Source organism: Pedobacter sp. G11, assembly GCF_003860265.1.
Lineage (GTDB): Bacteria > Bacteroidota > Bacteroidia > Sphingobacteriales > Sphingobacteriaceae > Pedobacter > Pedobacter agri.
Window position 1 is genome coordinate 2,910,750 of record NZ_CP034190.1, and the last position, 18,559, is coordinate 2,929,308.

The window sequence follows — 18,559 nt, forward strand, 5'->3', positions numbered from 1 at the left end:
TGCTTTTATGATCCAGAGCATTACTTTTATGATAAGTTTATTCTGTTTATGAAACTAAAATTCTTTAAGGCCATTTTAATTGCCGCAATCTTATTTTTCGTTTTCCAATCAAATGAAGCCGCTGCAGGTGTAACGCTTCAGACGTTAATGATGGATCATTTGGCCGGAGAGGTGCTTACTGTTAAACAAATTAACGGAACCACTATTGAACTGCAGCTATCTAACAAACAACGATTAACCATTGATTTCTACGGTGAAAATATTTTCAGGGTATTCCAGGATGAAGATGGTGGTTTTATCCGCAGTCCTGAAGCAAAGCCTGCCGCTGAGATACTGGTCGAAAATCCAAGGAAGCGTATTGCTAAACTTTCGCTTCAAGACGAGAATGGCACAATTAATATCAAAACCTCAAAAATTGAAGTTCAAATTGATAAAAAAAGCAGTTTGATTAAGATTTTGAACTTAGAAAATAAAGCCGTGGTGCTTGAACAAAGCTCACCAATTATACTCGATAAAAATTCAGCAAGCATTGCTTTGAAAGAAGATACCGGCGAATTTTTCTATGGTGGAGGTGTTCAAAATGGTCGGTTCTCCCATAAAGGAAAAGCGATTTCAATTGAAAATCAGAACAGCTGGACAGATGGCGGCGTAGCTTCTCCAACGCCATTTTATTGGTCTACAAAAGGTTACGGAATCATGTGGTATACCTTTTCAAAAGGGAGATATGATTTTGGTTTAAAAGAAAAAGGCGTGGTGCATCTTGCTCACGAAACGAGCTATTTAGATCTATTTATCATGGTTGATGCTGGAGCAAAGGAACTTTTGAATGATTATTATCAACTTACCGGAAATCCGGTATTGATTCCAAAGTTTGGTTTCTATGAAGGACATCTTAACGCTTATAACCGTGATTTCTGGAAAGAAGATGAAAAAGGAATTTTGTTTGAAGATGGTAAAAGATATAAAGAAAGTCAGAAAGCTAATGGCGGTATTCGCGAATCGCTAAATGGAGAAAAAAATAATTACCAGTTTTCTGCCCGGGCAGTTATTGATCGATATGAGAAACATGATATGCCATTCGGTTGGATTTTACCTAACGATGGCTATGGTGCAGGTTACGGACAAACACAAAGTTTGGAGGGGAATGTCCAGAATTTAAAAGATTTAGGCGATTATGCCCGAAACAAGGGCGTAGAAATTGGTCTCTGGACACAGTCTGATTTACACCCGAAAGAAGGGATTAGTCCATTGTTGCAACGCGATATTGTTCGTGAGGTAAGAGATGCAGGTGTTAGGGTTTTGAAAACTGATGTCGCCTGGGTAGGCGCAGGCTATTCTTTCGGCTTAAATGGCGTAGCCGATGTAGCGAGAACAATGCCTTACTACGGGAACAATGATCGGCCATTTATTATTTCGCTTGATGGCTGGGCAGGAACACAGCGTTATGCCACCATCTGGTCGGGCGACCAAACCGGTGGCTTATGGGAATATATTCGTTTTCACATTCCAACTTATATTGGGTCGGGCCTTTCTGGTCAGCCCAATATCACTTCAGATATGGACGGAATTTTCGGAGGCAAAAATCTACCAGTAAATACCCGCGATTTTCAATGGAAAACATTTACACCCATGCAGCTAAACATGGATGGATGGGGTTCAAATGAGAAGTATCCGCAGGCTTTAGGCGAGCCAGTTACTTCCATCAACCGAAATTATCTGAAGCTGAAATCATCACTTTTGCCTTACAGTTATAGTATTGCCAGAGAAGCAGTGGATGGACTCCCAATCATCAGGGCAATGTTTTTGGCCGATCCTAATGCCTATACGCATGGTACTGCTTCCCAGTATCAGTTTATGTATGGCCCGAGCTTTTTAGTTGCGCCGATTTATCAGGAAACTAAAATGGATAAAGATGGTAATGACATCAGAAATGGGATTTATCTGCCAAAAGGAATCTGGATTGACTATTTTTCCGGCAATCAATATCTGGGAGACCGTGTGATTAACAATTTCGATGCACCATTGTGGAAATTGCCCGTTTTTGTGAAGGCAGGTTCCATTATTCCAGTAACTGCGGCGAATAACAATGTCAAGCAAATCAAAAGCAATACCCGTATCTACGAAGTTTATCCGTTTGAAAAAAGCTCCTTTTTAGAATATGATGATGATGGAACAACCGAGGCTTATCAATCAGGAAAAGCGGCAACTACCCTAATTGAATCTGATGTAAACAATGCGGTAAACCTGATCCATATCAATGTCACGAAGGGTAATTTCGATGGTTTTGTTGCCGATAAAACAACTGAAGTGCGTGTTAATGTAACGGCAAAGCCAAGCCGTATAGCTGTAAAAGTTGGGAAAAGCAAAATAAAATTAACCGAGGTATTATCCAAAGAAGAATTTCTTAAAAACGAAAATGTGTTTTTTTATGAAGAGAAGCCAAATCTAAATCAGTTTAGTAGTAAGGGATCAGATTTTGAAAAAGTTCAAATCATAAAAAATCCACTGGTATTAGTGAAACTTGCTGCCACAAATATTCTAAAGAATGATATTGTTCTGGAGATTAAAGGATTTAAATCTGAGTCGAGTGATCAGCTTCTGGTTTCAAAAGGATCGCTTAATGCTCCACAAAATTTCAAAGTTAATGAGAGTTCTCGGACAGCATTTAGCTTTAAACCAGGATGGGATAAAGTTCAGAATGCTGATTATTATGAAATTCTTTTCCAGGAAATGCTCTATTCTACGGTAAAAGATACCACGCTTTTGTTCGAGGGTTTGATTCCGGAAACAAAATACTTACTCAAATTAAGGGCTGTGAATAAAGATGGGGTTTCGAAATGGACGGAATTGGATGTTACCACTGCTGCCAATCCCTTGCAATACGCAATCAAAGGTATCAATGCAAAAACCACTGCTGAAAATCAGGGTGGAGAGGGGATTTCAAAACTTTTTGATTTCGATGAATCAAATATCTGGCATACGAAATGGGGTGTAAAATCAGATCCTTTCGAAATGATTATAGATTTAAAAGGCGTGAACAAGTTGGATCGTTTAAGCTATTTACCGCGTCAGGGTGGAGGAAACGGAACATTAATGAAAGGCAGCGTGTTTTATAGCGAAGATAAAACCGCCTGGACAAAGGTTAACGACTTTGACTGGAAAAACAATGGTGACCCGAAAATTATCTCCTTCAACGGAAATCCGGCAGCCCGTTATCTGAAAATCGCAGTGGAAAAAGGAGCGGGAGGTTTTGGCTCCGGACGGGAATTGTACATTTTCAGGGTTCCTGGAAGTGAGGCTTCAATCGCCGGCGATATTAATAATGATAAAATCATCGATCGTAATGACCTTACATCATACAGCAATTATACAGGATTGAGAAAAGGTGATGCTGATTTCGAAGGTTACATCAGCAAGGGTGATATTAATAAAAATGGATTAATTGATGCCTTTGATATTTCGAATGTTGCGACGCAGCTCGATGGTGGCGTAAGGATATCTGCGAAAGCTGAATTAGATGGAAAAGTTGTTTTAAATGTGTCGAAATCAGTTTTTCAAAAGGATGAGATCGTAGAAATTAAAGTAAAGGGCATTGGCTTAAAAGATGTAAATGCTTTGAGCTTTGCTTTGCCATACGATAGCAAAGATTATGAATATGTGGGTGTTGATACGATCGCTACAAAATCAATGGAAAACCTAACTTATGATCGTTTGCATGCAGATGGCAGTAAAGTACTTTATCCAACGTTTGTAAATATTGGAAACAAAGCCACGTTAAAAGGTAATGAAGATTTATTTGTAGTTAAATTTAAGGCCAAACGGAGGGTTACCTTCAGTGTAAAAATGAATAAAGGAATATTGGTTGATCAATCGCTTTCATCAATGAAGATGTAGTAAAGAAAGCGTCTTCATTAGTAAGTGAAGGCGCTTTTATATCACTTATTTGGGAAGGCAAATGGAAACGGTTGTACCTTGCTTCAGTACAGAATCTACCTTAATGCTTCCTCTCATTTTACCAACTAAGCTGCTTACAGCATCTAAACCCAAACCGTTTCCTTTGCGGTTAAACCGATCGTGCTCCTGCACTGTAAAACCTTCGAAAAATATCTTTTCAAGATTCTCTTCAGAGATGCCTCTGCCATTATCTTTCACCTGAAGTACATATTGGTCTTCAGCTAAAGCACAGGAAACCTGAATTTCCGGTTTATCTTTATCATTGTAGCGAATGGCGTTGGTGAGCAAATTCAACATAATTTGTTCAATCGCAATTTTCGATGTATGAATGTTGATCCGTTCAGGCATGCTGATGTTAAAATCTTTTGGTACGTTCAGCATCGGGATTAAATTTTCGAGCAATAACCTGAAATCAATTGTTTCTTGTTTTTCGAGTAATGTTGATGGTGCTTTTGAATAATCAAGCATATCATCCACATAATTAACAAGGTTTTTGGCAGAGCGTAAAGCAATCTGAATCAATCTCACAGCTTTTTCATCTCCTTCGGCATCAAAGCGCTTACGTAATGATTCAGCAGAAAGAATAATGCTCGCCAGCGGATTTTTAATATCGTGTGCTACCCGTTGTGCAAACTTTTCAATAAACAGATTTGATTCACTTAGGGCTGTATTAACTTTTTCCAATTCGCTGACTTTTCTTCGCAACTCCAGCTGATGCTGTGCTTGTCGGGCCAAAATTTTAAGTGCATTGATCTGGCTTTCACTTAATCCTTTTTCTTCATGATCAATTACACATAAGGTGCCCAGGGCATAGCCTTCGGGGTTTATTAAAGGAACGCCGGCATAAAAAACAATATCCGGGTGGCCGGTAACCAATGGGTTTTCAACAAAGCGATGATCTTGCGTTGCATTATTTACAATCATAATATCGCCATTGCCGGCAATTGAATGCGAACAAAAGGCAACTTCTCTCGCCGTCTGTTTAATATCAGTACCGAAGCCAGATTTGAACCATTGCGTATCTTCCCCTAAAATTGTGACTAAAGCAATAGGTGTTTGGCAAATTTCAGCTGCCAAACGCGTTAGATCATCAAAGTCACAATCTTTTCCACTACCTAAAATGTTGTAAGCCCCCAATGCAGAAAGTCGTTCATTTTCGTTTGGTGGCAAGGGATAGATGATCATAGAGTGCTTTAAAATTATTGCGCTTAAAGGTAAACTAAATAACCGAAGATTTGTTTTAGCCAAACTTTCTTAAATTCACAAAAGAACCCCTTAAAGTTTTAGAAATGCATCTAACAGAGACGGTAGATCAATCACAGCTTTTTATGAAGCGGGTTTATAACTACCTATCGAAAAGGAAATTAGTTGCTGCCTATCAGTTTTAAGCTATTGAGAAAGTAAGAGTTTCTCAAGTTTGTTAGGTCAGGTTTTTCTGCATAAAGTTTACGGCGTTTTCGTACATCAGCTTGGCTACAATTTTCTCAGTGCTTAAGCCTAAATCAATTTGTTTTTGTTTGGCACCGGTATCCAGCGCTTTAGTCAGTGCCAGTGCGAAACTATCAAACTCTGTAACATTTCTACAGCAGTCAATGGCTTCGACCAGTCCATCGAAGTCAGAACCAATACATATATTATTCCATGGCATCTGCATGTCTTCCCATTCGGTAATTTGATATATTCTGAGCAAGTGGTTGACAATTAAGCGCAAATGGTAATTATAGTTTTTTCTAAAAGGACCATCAGTTGTTCTTTGCGAAATGATATCATTTAATTCATCTTCTCCTTCTTTCAAATCTTCAAGGTCTTCTGGCTCGGGATTATTGGCATTGATTTTAGTATCTCCATTGTTAATTATGCCTTCTTGCAAATTTTTGCAGAGCAGTTCAATTTGCTGATCAGCATTTTCCGACATTAACAGTTCAAATTCTTCGTGGCTGTAGAAATCTTTCTGTATGCTGCCGGGTTTATCTTTCCCACCTAAAATCCTAACATCAAGTGATAGGCCGATCAATCCATCGCTTTCCAAAATCTCTCTCACATCTTCATTGTATAAATTAATAGAAAGAGGGTAAAAATATGTATCGTCAAAAATACCGGCATTTTTTAGCCAGTGAACTTTATATCCATAGCTTTTTTTTATTGGGTTGATGACATCCTGGTTAAAGAAATTCCATGAGTTACCAACTAAACCAACGTGGCTTGCAATAATAGGTTTCCGGAGAAGGTAACCTCTTTTTCGGAGTTGATAGAAAATCCTTCTTGATACCAAACTCATGTGTTTAATATCAATGAGTACGCCGTTCTGATAGGCATTTTCAACTATTCTTTTTCCATAAGGGCTAAACCCAATTCCTTTTGGCAGAAGCGGCCCCTTGGTTAAAATTTTATTGCCATAAGCATGGGTGATAAATTCATTTGGTGTTAAATGAGTAGGAGTAAAGTATAAGATTTTATATCCTTTTGCAACAAACGCATTGAAATTATCTATTACTTTTTCAATATCCTTTACGCGGTTATTTAAATCATAAAACGTATGTCCGCCTTCTATGTTTAAAACAATGTGAAGGGTATCGAAATCTTCTGGGTTATAATCGTGTATGCTTGTTAGCAATTTTAATTTTTTAGTTGGGTTGATGTCATCCTCCGCTCGTGGGGCAGCAGTAATATTCAAAAATTCCTGATGAAAAGTTTCCTGATAGGAAGCAGTTAATGTGTACATCTCTCTCAGGCGATCAGCGTTAATTAGCGTTGGAAACAAAAATTTTGCAGCAATTTTTAGGAGTACCTGATCTATCATTCCAATTTCAGGCGGATGGAGCGTTAAACAAATCAAATTGATATTCCCTTTCTCAAACAATAATTTAAGTGATGCCTGAGATTCTAAAATATTGCCGAGTATTCCATCTTTTGGAGAAAGTGTTCGCCATGCTGAAAGCTGATTTCCATTTTGAGGAAGAAACAATGTTTTCAATCCTGGGTGGCTGTGTAGATCAAAAAAGGCCATAATTAAATCAATCCGTCAATAATTAAACCATCGGTTAATCCTTATTCCATTTCATTAGTTCGTTCCGAAAATGTTATTTTCCCCTCAAGGATTTTAAAAAACGCACTAATTTATCTACAAATAAATTTTATTACAATACTGGTTTTTAAGTATTTATGTCTGATTTTATTTGTCTGTCTAAATAATAACACTCCTGTAAATGTTTATGCGTGTTCCCTTCGCGGAAAATCGAATCTATCTGTTTTTGATGTCTCAAGATTAATTGAGTAGTTTTTACATTTTACTTTAATCAGCGATTTATGCGCCACAACTGTATAAATTGTACCAATAAAATGTGAACCTCGGCCAATCTTATGAAACAAAAATATTTATAGCTGTTACGGTAAATGATTATCCCCAGCTGGCAAGGTGATAAGCAAACGGAGGACAAAAAAGGGCCAAAACAAGAACAGGGACTAACCCTTAGGTTATTCCCCGATTCTAAATTAACGCTTCTTAAACGAATATATATCTATTTCATTTACCCGCAAATTCTGAGTAAAACATGGAAATTGGTTGATTAGGTTTATGCCTGTAGCAATTTCCATTATAAATTTTTTGTGTGTAAAAGGTTTTAAGTTGATGTAAATGTTACCAACTCATTAATTCATTTGATATTTTGTTTTAGAAAATCCTGAGGATTATAAAATCGTTCATTGAGCTGAGCATTGTTAAAGGTTAACCAACTGGCACAGCCATAATCATCAAATTTTTTCCTGATTTCCAGATGGAGATGATGATAATCGCCCCCATATATCTTGCTTTCTTCTTTAGTAAATAAACGGGCCAGTTTGGTGTTCTGGTCAACTTGTTTTCCATTACTTACATAAACTTCTTTTAAGTGTTTGTAACTGGTAAACATAGTTTTGCCGTCTTTCATAGTATGACGAACAACAACCGTTTTTTGATTTTCGCCCAGGTGAACCGAACAAACCACTCCATTCGCCATCGCATAAACTGGTATTAATTTAGCCTTTGGTTTTACAGGGTTAATATCTATAGCGGTATGGATATGACCCTTGTAGTAGCTATCTCTATGATCGCCAAAAATACTAATGATGCTGATATTTCGTGTGTTGATGCGGTCAGCTACATCAAATGGAAGAAACCATTTATCGGCAGTTTTCTGTGGTGCAACATCCGAATAATAAGGTTTCCAACGATCCCGGTCCTTTTCAATGCTTGGTGCCTCTAAAACTGATAATGAGCATAGAAGAAGTAAAACAAATTTCATCTGGTCATAATTTCAGAACAAGATACCATTTATCGATTAAATTATCTACTATACTTTTAGTTACAGCTGTGGTAATTAAACTTTTCTTTTCAATTCTATCACCGTAATTTCTGGCCAGATACCAACTCTGCCCGAAAAGCCAATGAAACCAAAACCTCTGTTTACATTTAGATATCGACCATTTTCAGATTTAATTCCCGCCCAATGCTTGTAGCGGTATTTAACCGGACTCCATTTTATGCCAAAAGCTTCAATGCCAAATTGCATGCCATGGGTGTGCCCAGCCAAAGCCAGTTGAATTTTAGAAGGATTATTCTTTACCTGTGCTTCCCAGTGAGAAGGATCGTGAGACAGTAATACTTTAAAATCTGTTGCCGAGGTACCTGCCAATGCCTTTTGCAAATCTCCACGTTCCCCAAACCCAAGTCCCCAGTTTTCAATTCCAGCGAGGATTATTTTCTCTCCATCTTTGGTCAATTCAACATGTTCATCAAGTAAAAGTCTAAATCCAAGTGCTGCATGGTGAGCTTTTAACTGCTGCAAATTATTTGTTTTATCAGTTTCTGATGGCCATTTCACGTAGTCGCCATAATCGTGATTTCCTAAAACTGAAAACTGACCGAAAGGTGCTTTAATTTGAGAAAAGTGGCCAATGTAGGGAACAATTTCAGATGCGGCATTATTAACCAGATCTCCGGTAAAGACAAATAAATCGCTTTTTTGTGCATTAATAAGATCTATTCCCTTCTGAACTTGTTTGGGCTTGGTAAAGCTTCCTGCATGCACATCAGAAATTTGAGTGATAGTAAAACCGTCGAAACTTTTAGGCAAGTCATCGAAATATAAAGTGTGTTTGATAACTCTGTAGGCGTATTTACCTCTTATTATTCCGAAGATAAATAACACCACGGTTAAGCAAAACATGATGAAGGCAAAATCTACCCAGTAAACATTTCTGCCTAAAGCCTGATAACCTTGCGGTTCGAAGCTGGAAGGTATCGATAATAAAAAGCCAAATACATCGCCAATGAGCAGAAAAAATGCGAAAACCACCTCGGCAGTGAGCATAATTAAAAATACATGTGTAATGATTTGAAAAAATTTACTCATGCCGTGCGCCCGCATCTGGCTAATTGCAAAAAACAGCGCTACTGTTAATGATATTACAAATACCCAAAAAAACGGAGCGAAAGAAGCAGACGGGCTAAAGGTGCCAAAACCCGAAAGCACGTAGGCATTCAGGGCAAAAAAAACTAAAATAATGACGAGTATAGGGAAGATGTTAATCTTTCTTTTCATAAATAATAAGCTAAATGGCCGTAAAAATAGATTTTAAACTACGATTAATTCGATCAAAACTAATCCGTTAAAATATTTTTACGATAGTTTGATTAAGTTACTAATCAACTTTTGTCCATTTAATCATTACGGAACGAATATCATCTAGAGTAAATGGTTTAGGTAGGAAATCTTTCATTCCAGCATTCAGGCATTTGTATTTATCTTCCTGCATAGCATTGGCGCTGCACCCAATTATTACCGGTGGGGTAATATCTTTGTTTTTGTAAAGTTCTAAAATTTCAATTGTTGCGGCTACGCCATCCATGTGTGGCATTTGCATATCCATCAAAACAATGTTGTAGTGAACATCTTTCGCCATCTCTAAGGCCTGAATACCATCACTGGCAATACTAAATTTATAGCCAGCTTTTTCAAGCATTTTTGAGGTAATCATCTGGTTAAAAATGTTGTCTTCCGCAATAAGAATGTGTATGCCCGCAATAGGCAACGAATTGTTATTCGTTTTTGGATGATGCGGTTTTGATATTTTATTGTTGTAATGTTGCTCAATCAAGGCTTTGAACGTAAATTCTGAACCCATGCGAGGTTCGCTGACCGCTGAAATATTGCCACCCATCATTTCTGCAAGTTTTCTGCAAATGGCCAGGCCTAAGCCAGCTCCACCAAATTTTCTGGTAAGCGATGGATTAATCTGAGAAAATGGTCGAAAAAGCTTTTCCATGTCTTCCTGATCAATTCCTATTCCTGTATCTTTAATAGATGAAATCAGCGTGTTACTTTCTGAAGAAAATATGACGTTCAACCTCACGTAGCCAACCTCTGTGAACTTTATCGCATTGCTAAGCAGGTTGATGATGATTTGTTTGTATCGAATTTCATCAGCGATAACGATATCAGGTACATCTTTGGCTACTTCGATTAATAATTGTACGTTTTTGCTATTGAATAGTGGCCTGATGATATTTTCTGCGTCCTTTATACAATTTCGAAAGTTAAAGGGATGGTTATGGATTTCCATTTTATTGGCTTCAATTTTCGAAATGTCAAGCAAATCATTCACAATATCAATCATGATGCTATTACTGGCCTGCAATGTATTAAGCAGCTCCGATTGTTCGTCATCCAGTTTGGTTAATTTTAAAAGTTCGGAAGCGCCAATGATCCCATTAAGTGGCGTTCTGATCTCATGGCTCATGTTGGTCAAAAAAGTTGACTTGGCAATTGTTGCTGACTCAGCCGCTTCTTTGGCGAGAATTAAATTTTGTTGGGAAGCTTCTAATCGTTCTTTGTTTTTTAGAAGCAAAAACTGATCAAACTCTGCCACTTTTCTATAAAAAACAAGCATCAGAATCATCATAAATGAGATATTGAAAAACGCACAGATTAAATCGAAACTTCTTGTTGCTTCATTAGGGTAGGGTGTAATTAGCGAAGGAAAAATATTTTCGAAAACCAGACAAAGCATTGCTGTCGCAGAAAATATCAAAATAAACCAACCTGTATATCTTTTCGACAATGAAAGAATGCCCACGCTGAGGTAAAATATTAAGAATACCGGTGTAGAACCCAGCGATCCACCGTTTAAGAACCAGGCGGGGAACATGGTAGCACAGTTAAACATAAAATACCAGAAGCGGCCGCTTTCTGAAACCCTATCTTTTAACGCGTAGTAGTAAAATGAAAAATGGATAATAAGATTAAACGTGATGGAAAGATTTACTGTCCAGGATAATCCAATAATAAAATTTGAGATGATACTGATTATCGAAACGATAATAAGACATAAACACAATACAGCAAACAATTTAGATTCAATGCTTATTTTGCGATCTCTGATGTTTAAAAAATCAATGTTTTTCAGCATTAACTATAATGTATGTGCGCAAAGATAAACTTTTTTGGTAAATGATGATAAATGGTTTATTGGATCAATACCCGATGTTTCATATTTTACTTTCTTTTATTAGCTTTGTACAAATATGCTATCAAAAAAGACTAAATACGCCATAAAAGCACTAGTTGCACTTGGCAAAAATGTAGAAAAACCACCTATGCAAATCTCAAAGATTGCTGAGGAGGAGCATATCCCTAAAAAGTTTTTAGAACAAATCCTGCTAGATTTACGCAACGCCGGCTTTTTGTATAGTAAAAAAGGTGCTGGCGGCGGTTACAGTTTAAACAAGAAACCTGAAGAAATTCTTTTAGTTCAGGTGATGAGGGTAACCGATGGTCCAATTGCGATGGTTCCGTGTGCCAGTTTGAATTTCTATCATAAATGCGATGAATGCGTAGATGAAAAAACCTGCGGCATTAGAAGTGCATTTATCGATGTAAGAGATGCTACACTTAAGGTTTTAAGTGAAACCAGCATTGCTGACGTAATCGGAAGAGAAGATACCTTAAAGCTTGGTATAGACAATATTTAAAGATTTATTTGCTTATTTCTCAAAGGATAAGCAATTTTTTTAAGAAAAATTACGACTATTCCTATATACTTTATATATTTGACAGATGAACATTAATTTTATACTGAATTCGATATCATTCAAAATGATGCGCTGTTGTTGTAAAACATTGTAACAGAGGCTATACGAATAATTTATTAAGTATAAAATATGAAGATGCTTCTCAGTATAAGAGAGGCATTTTTTGAATAAAGCTAACAACACACTATGCAAAGTTTCAGAACAGAACTCGAAAATCCTATTGTCGAGCAGGACATCATAGATTTAGAGAATAAAATCAAGGCTTTTCGCGATGGAACCATCCATGATGAAAAGTTTAGAAGCTTACGCTTAGCCCGCGGTGTTTACGGACAAAGGCAGCCAGGCGTACAGATGATTCGCATTAAGCTGCCGTTTGGGAAAGTAACTTTTAAGCAGCTATTGCGTATTGCTGATATCGCTGATGAGTATGGCAGTGGAAATTTACACTTAACCACGCGTCAGGATATTCAATTGCACTACGTGAGTTTAGATAAAACACCGGAGCTTTGGGCGAAACTCGAACAAGATGATATCACGCTTCGTGAGGCTTGCGGAAATACGGTTAGAAATGTTACCGCATCGCCAAATTCGGGAATTGATAAAGACGAACCTTTTGATGTTTCTCCTTATGCACATGCGGTTTTCAAATATTTTTTACGTAATCCGATTTGCCAGGAAATGGGCAGGAAGATTAAAATCTCTTTCTCATCGAGCGATAAGGATACAGCTTTCAGCTACATCCACGATTTAGGTTTTATTCCAAAAATCAATGAAAATGGCGAACGTGGCTTCAAGGTTTTATTTGCCGGTGGTTTAGGTGCACAGCCGTTTTTGGCAAGTGCTGTTCATGAGTTTTTACCTGAAGACCAATTAATTCCTTTCACAGAATCGGTTCTTCGTGTTTTCGACCGTTACGGAGAGCGCAGCAATAGAAATAAAGCCCGTTTGAAATATTTAGTTCAAAAGCTGGGTTTAGAAGAAGTTTTACGCTTGGTTGCTGAAGAACGAATTGCAAACAAAGTAAAAACTTTCGCAATTGATCGAGATGCTGTTCCTCAACCGGCTTTGCCGTTGGAACAAGAGTACGCCGCAGTCGAAATTCTGAATGAAGCACATTATAAACATTGGTCGGCAACAAATGTAGTGGAGCAAAAGCAAGAAGGTTTTTATGCTGTTTATGTGAAAGTTCAGGTTGGAGATATCAAAACGGATAAAGCCCGTGCTTTCGTTGATGCCATTAAGCCTTATGTGGCGGATGAAATCAGAGTGTCTCAAAATCAAGGCTTACTATTAAAATTTGTTCGTAAAGAGGCATTGCCATCACTATACACTGCTTTAAATAAAATTGGTTTTACCACTGCTGGTTTTGATAGTTTGGCTGATATCACGACTTGTCCGGGTACAGATACTTGCAACCTGGGGATTTCAAACTCCATGACATTGGCAGAAGTGCTGGAAGAAGTAATTTACACTGATTTCCCTGAATTTATTTACGAGAAGAACATCAAAATTAAAATCAGCGGCTGCATGAATTCTTGCGGGCAGCATGGTTTGGCCGAAATTGGTTTCCATGGCAGTTCGGTTAAGGCAGAAGGAAAAGTTGTTCCGGCTGTTCAGGTCATGCTTGGTGGTGGAACGGTTGGCAACGGCGTTGGCCGGGTGGCTGAACGCGTAATTAAGGTGCCATCGAAAAGAGCAACCAGTGTTTTACATTTCATTTTAAATGATTTTAAAGCCAATAACGAAGCAGACGAAAATTTCCATCAATATTATGATAGAAAAGGCAAGGACCATTTTTATCAGTTATTGAAACCACTGGCCGATTTAACCAATCTTCAGCGGGAAGAATTTGTAGACTGGGGGCATGTAGAGCAGTTTGTGACCGCAATTGGGGTTGGAGAATGTGCTGGCGTTGTTATCGATTTGGTCGCCACTTTACTTTTAGAGGCTGATGAGAAATTTGGCTGGGCTAAACAAAATTTAGATAAAGGCGCTTACGCTGATGCGATTTATCATACCTACAGCACTTTCGTTAGCGCTGCAAAATCATTGCTTTTAGATAAGGGCATCAACAGCAGTACTCAGGTTGGCGTCATCAGAGAGTTTGATAATCACTATGTGGAAACAGGCGAATTTAATTTATCGACCAATTTTTCAGATTTAGTTTTACAAATCAACAAAAATGAACCAACAGCTGAATTCGCAGCGAAGTATTTTAGCGAAGCTGAAGCATTTTTAAATCAAATTAAGGTGAAAAGGAATGAGAGAACTATTGAAGTGTAGACTGATTGAATCTGCGAGTTGTGAAATCGCTAGTATAAACAATCACTCATTCAAAATTCTCTTATTCAAAATTAAAAGGATATGGTTAATCAATATAAAGAATCAAAAATTACGCTTTTAGGTGCTGGTCCGGGTGACCCGGATTTATTAACTTTAAAAGGGGTAAAAGCTTTACAAACTGCTGATGTGGTATTATATGATGCTTTAACAAATGAGGCATTACTAGAACACGCTCCGGCTGAAGCCATAAAAGTTTATGTGGGTAAACGTTCTGGAGAACATTCATACCCGCAAGAAACCATCAATAAATTAATGATTGATTATGCCTTAAATTATGGTCATGTGGTACGTTTAAAAGGCGGCGACCCGTTTGTTTTTGGCAGAGGATATGAGGAGTTGGATTACGCTGCATCTTACAGCATTCCGGTTGATGTAATTCCAGGTATTTCGAGTTCTATTGGTGTTCCGGGTTTGCAGCAAATTCCGGTTACGCACCGCGGGTTGAGCGAAAGCTTTTGGGTAATTACGGGTACAACTACTTCAGGTGAGGTTTCTAATGATATTTATCAGGCTGCGGAATCAAATGCCACTGTTTTAGTTTTAATGGGACTAAAAAAACTAGCTAAAATTGTCGAAATTTTCAAAGCTGCAGGAAGACATAACTTGCCGGCAGCTGTAGTACAAAATGGTTCAGCAGCAGATGAAAAGTTAGTTGTTGGTGTGGTAGATACCATCGAAAATTTGGCCAAACAAGAAAATGTTAAGGCACCTGCACTTTTAATTTTCGGCGAAGTGGTTTCGCTACATCCATCGTTCAAAACCTTAGTAAAACAATATGCAAGTATTGCCTAATCAACCCTATAATGCAGCGGTTTTCTCTGAAGAAGAGAAAGGAAATCAGCTTTTTCCGGTTTTTATTAAGCTGAACAAACTGCGTACATTATTAATTGGTGCAGGAAATATTGGTCTTGAAAAATTAACAGCAATTGTAAATAATAGTCATCAGGCTAAGATTACGATTGTAGCAGAAATGGTATCACCCGAGGTTTATGCACTTATTGCAGATTATCCACAAATAAAAGTGAAACAGAAAAGTTTCGATGTTTCTGATTTGGAAAACATTGATATCGTTTTCGCGGCCACAAATAATAATATTTTAAATGAAGAAATTAGAGCCGTAACGCATGAAAAAGGTTTGCTCATCAATGTAGCCGATAAACCCGATTTATGCGATTTCTACTTAGGTTCTATTGTACAAAAAGGTGATTTAAAAATTGCCATCTCTACAAACGGTAAATCGCCAACCATAGCAAAGCGATTAAAACAGATTTTAAATGAGGGGATTCCAGCAGAGCTGGATGAAACTTTACAAAATATGAGTGCCTTGCGCCAAACCTTAAATGGCGATTTCTCGGCAAAAGTTAAAAAACTAAACAAGGTTACACAGAGTTTAATTAACCCACGCAAAAGCTTCGCTGAAAGAAATATAAAGTGGCTAATTTGGGCTGCTGCAATTCTGTTAATCGGTTCAATTGGTTTTACCCTTTGGAATACTGAGCCAGAATTTCAAACTTTCTTAATCAATATCGACCCTTTATTTTATTGGTTTTTGGGTGCAGGATTTGTGTTCGCCTTAATTGATGGCGCCATCGGAATGTCGTATGGCGTCACTACAGCCTCATTCTCGTTGGCTATGGGTTTGCCGCCAGCCTCAGCAAGTATGGCCATCCACATTTCTGAAGTGTTAAGTAACGGCATTGCCGGCTGGATGCACTACAGGATGGGAAACGTTAACTGGAAACTGTTTAAAATACTCATTATTCCAGCTGTGATTGGTGCCGTTTTGGGCGCATACATTTTATCATCGCTAGAGCATTATAGTGCTTATGTTAAACCTGTAGTTGGCGTTTATACTTTAATTTTGGGCGGGATAATTTTAATGAAAGCCTTTAATATCAAAAGAAAAAGAGGCGACAAAAAGATTAAGAAAATCGGGTTTTTAGGCTTCGTTGGCGGGTTTATCGATGCGGCCTTTGGTGGCGGTTGGGGTTCAATCGTGCTTTCAAGTTTAATTGCAGGCGGTCGTCATCCTCTATTTTCTCTTGGAACGGTAAAAATCAGCAGATTTTTCATCGCTACTTTGAGTTCCCTAACTTTTTTTACGATGTTAGGCGGTAAATACTGGGAAGCTGTGGTTGGTTTAATTATTGGTAGCGCCATAGCATCGCCAATAGCAGCAAGAGTATCAAACAAGATTTCAGCAAAAACCATCATGGTGGCTGTAGGAATTATTGTCATGCTGGTAAGCTTGCGTAGCGTGATACTATTTATTTTAAAATTAATTTAGTGATGAGCGTAGAGGAGTTAAAAACAGAACTTCAGGGATTAAACACAATAGATAAATTAAACTATCTGGCAAAAAAGTATGCAGATAGAATTATTTTTTCGACCAGTTTCGGTTGGGAAGACCAAGCCATAACGCATTTAATTTTTGCGAATAATATTCCAATAAAAGTTTTCACTTTAGAAACCGGACGATTATTTCCTGAAACCTATTACGTTTGGAACCGTACGTTAGAAGTTTACAACAAGCCAATTCACGCTTATTACCCAAAGAATGAACTTTTGCAGGATATGGTAAACACCAAAGGACCAAACAGCTTTTATGAATCAGTTGAAAACAGAAAAGAGTGTTGCTACATCCGTAAAATTGAACCCTTAAAAAGAGCATTAACAGGCAACGAAATTTGGGTTACGGGAATCAGGGCTGAGCAGAGCGCTAACCGTGAAGATATGCATGATTTAGAGTGGGATGAGGGCAATCAATTGATAAAATTTCATCCTATTTTCGAGTGGACTTTAGCGGATGTGAAAACCTACATCAAGGAAAATAACATCGTCTACAACACCTTACACGATAAAGGTTTTCCAAGCATCGGCTGCGCACCTTGTACACGAGCAGTACAACCCGGCGAAGATTTTAGAGCCGGAAGATGGTGGTGGGAAGACCAAAGTAAAAAGGAATGTGGTTTGCATGCTACGGAGAAAGCATAGAGCTGAAAGATTAAAGCGAAAAGATTAAAGCCATGAGACTAAGCTTTGCAACGTGAATAACAAGCTATGACGGGTTTCTCCCTTTGGAGGGGGCAGGGGGAGGATTTAATTATTCACATTAACGACATCAACAACAAATAAGTTGAATAAGGAGCATTCCAACATTCAACAGCCAAACTTTACAACATTAACAAATGAGTACATATAATTTCGATTACTTAGATGAACTGGAGGCCGAGGCGATTCACATTTTACGTGAAGTTGCAGGGCAATTTGAGAAACCTGCCTTATTATTTTCTGGCGGAAAAGATTCCATTACTTTAGTTCGTTTGGCAGAAAAAGCTTTTCGTCCGGGAAAATTTCCATTTCCTTTAGTGCATATTGATACGGGTCATAACTTTCAGGAAACGATAGATTATCGCGATAAAATGATTGAAAGGATTGGTGAAAGACTAATCGTTGGCTCAGTTCAGGAATCTATCGACCAGGGTAAGGTGGTAGAACAAACTGGTAAAAATGCCAGTAGAAATGCTTTACAAACCGTTACCTTGTTAGATACCATTGCTAAATACCAGTTTGATGCCTGTATTGGCGGAGCCCGTAGAGATGAAGAAAAAGCCAGAGCGAAAGAACGTATTTTCTCTGTTCGCGACGAGTTTGGACAATGGGACCCAAAACGCCAACGCCCTGAACTTTGGAACATTTACAACGGCAAAATCCACAAAGGAGAAAATGTCCGTGTTTTTCCCATCAGTAACTGGACGGAGTTAGACGTTTGGAATTACATCCGCAGAGAAAATATTGAATTGCCGAGTATTTATTTCGCTCACGAACGTGAAGTCATTACCAGAAATGGCCAGTTAATGGCTGCCTCACCATTTTTAAATATGGATGATGAAGATACCGTTTTTCGCAAACAAGTACGTTTCCGTACAGTAGGCGATATGTCTTGCACAGCTGCGGTAGAATCAGAAGCGGTTTTAATTGATGATATTATTTCTGAAATCAGTTCCTCAAAAATTTCAGAACGTGGCGCCCGTATGGACGATAAAGTTTCTGAAGCAGCCATGGAAGACAGGAAAAAGGGAGGATATTTTTAAAGGAGTAGCAAGTAGTATGTATCAAGTATCAAGATTGGATACAAACTGAAAAACTTAACCTTTAAATAAACTAAGTACGAGTATCAAAATCGTAGACTGC

The 18,559-nt window shown here is 38.0% G+C and carries 12 protein-coding genes; 7 read left to right on the forward strand and 5 right to left on the reverse strand.

Annotation, left to right across the window (positions count from 1 at the left end):
• Window positions 1–48 precede the first annotated feature (48 nt).
• Entirely contained in the window at window positions 49–3,894 is a 3,846-nt protein-coding gene (locus EA772_RS12685; RefSeq protein ID WP_124913558.1) for a TIM-barrel domain-containing protein, read from the forward strand.
• A gap of 45 nt (window positions 3,895–3,939) precedes the next feature.
• On the opposite strand, the gene EA772_RS12690 is transcribed toward EA772_RS12685, so the two are convergent.
• The 5 genes from EA772_RS12690 to EA772_RS12710 all read right to left on the reverse strand — a co-directional run bounded on the left by EA772_RS12690 (window position 3,940) and on the right by EA772_RS12710 (window position 11,400).
• Window positions 3,940–5,139 carry a GAF domain-containing sensor histidine kinase gene (locus EA772_RS12690; RefSeq protein ID WP_124913559.1) on the reverse strand — a complete coding sequence of 400 codons (1,200 nt, stop codon included), beginning with the start codon at window positions 5,137–5,139 and terminating at the stop codon, window positions 3,940–3,942.
• A 235-nt stretch (window positions 5,140–5,374) separates the two neighbouring features.
• Window positions 5,375–6,961, reverse strand: a complete 1,587-nt coding sequence (locus EA772_RS12695; RefSeq protein ID WP_124913560.1) for a membrane dipeptidase — start codon at window positions 6,959–6,961, stop codon at window positions 5,375–5,377.
• A gap of 646 nt (window positions 6,962–7,607) precedes the next feature.
• Window positions 7,608–8,234: a M23 family metallopeptidase gene (locus tag EA772_RS12700; protein WP_124913561.1), complete on the reverse strand. Its 627-nt coding sequence runs from the start codon at window positions 8,232–8,234 to the stop codon at window positions 7,608–7,610.
• A gap of 75 nt (window positions 8,235–8,309) precedes the next feature.
• Window positions 8,310–9,533, reverse strand: coding sequence for a metallophosphoesterase (locus EA772_RS12705; protein ID WP_168187539.1), 1,224 nt, complete (start codon window positions 9,531–9,533; stop codon window positions 8,310–8,312).
• 100 nt (window positions 9,534–9,633) lie between these two features.
• Window positions 9,634–11,400, reverse strand: coding sequence for an ATP-binding protein (locus tag EA772_RS12710; protein WP_124913562.1), 1,767 nt, complete (start codon window positions 11,398–11,400; stop codon window positions 9,634–9,636).
• A 115-nt stretch (window positions 11,401–11,515) separates the two neighbouring features.
• Between EA772_RS12710 and EA772_RS12715 the strand changes: the two genes are divergently transcribed.
• The 6 genes from EA772_RS12715 (at window position 11,516) to cysD (ending at window position 18,459) form a co-directional block, all read left to right on the forward strand.
• A complete protein-coding gene (locus EA772_RS12715; RefSeq protein WP_010599447.1) occupies window positions 11,516–11,962 on the forward strand; it encodes an Rrf2 family transcriptional regulator in 447 nt (148 codons plus the stop codon).
• Between the two features lie 246 nt (window positions 11,963–12,208).
• The gene (locus EA772_RS12720) at window positions 12,209–14,305 is read left to right on the forward strand and encodes a HEPN domain-containing protein (protein WP_124913563.1); all 2,097 of its coding nucleotides are present in this window, start codon (window positions 12,209–12,211) and stop codon (window positions 14,303–14,305) included.
• An 81-nt stretch (window positions 14,306–14,386) separates the two neighbouring features.
• Complete coding sequence (gene cobA / locus EA772_RS12725) at window positions 14,387–15,157, forward strand: uroporphyrinogen-III C-methyltransferase (RefSeq protein WP_124913564.1); 771 nt, start codon at window positions 14,387–14,389, stop codon at window positions 15,155–15,157.
• On the forward strand, window positions 15,141–16,652 hold the full coding sequence (locus EA772_RS12730; protein WP_124913565.1) for a TSUP family transporter: 1,512 nt from the start codon (window positions 15,141–15,143) through the stop codon (window positions 16,650–16,652). Before cobA ends, EA772_RS12730 begins: the two co-directional genes overlap by 17 nt.
• Window positions 16,653–16,654: 2 nt before the next feature.
• Window positions 16,655–17,359: a phosphoadenylyl-sulfate reductase gene (locus EA772_RS12735; RefSeq protein ID WP_124913566.1), complete on the forward strand. Its 705-nt coding sequence runs from the start codon at window positions 16,655–16,657 to the stop codon at window positions 17,357–17,359.
• Window positions 17,360–17,553: 194 nt separating this feature from the next.
• The gene (cysD, locus tag EA772_RS12740; RefSeq protein WP_116169951.1) at window positions 17,554–18,459 is read left to right on the forward strand and encodes a sulfate adenylyltransferase subunit CysD; all 906 of its coding nucleotides are present in this window, start codon (window positions 17,554–17,556) and stop codon (window positions 18,457–18,459) included.
• The last annotated feature ends 100 nt before the right edge of the window (window positions 18,460–18,559 follow it).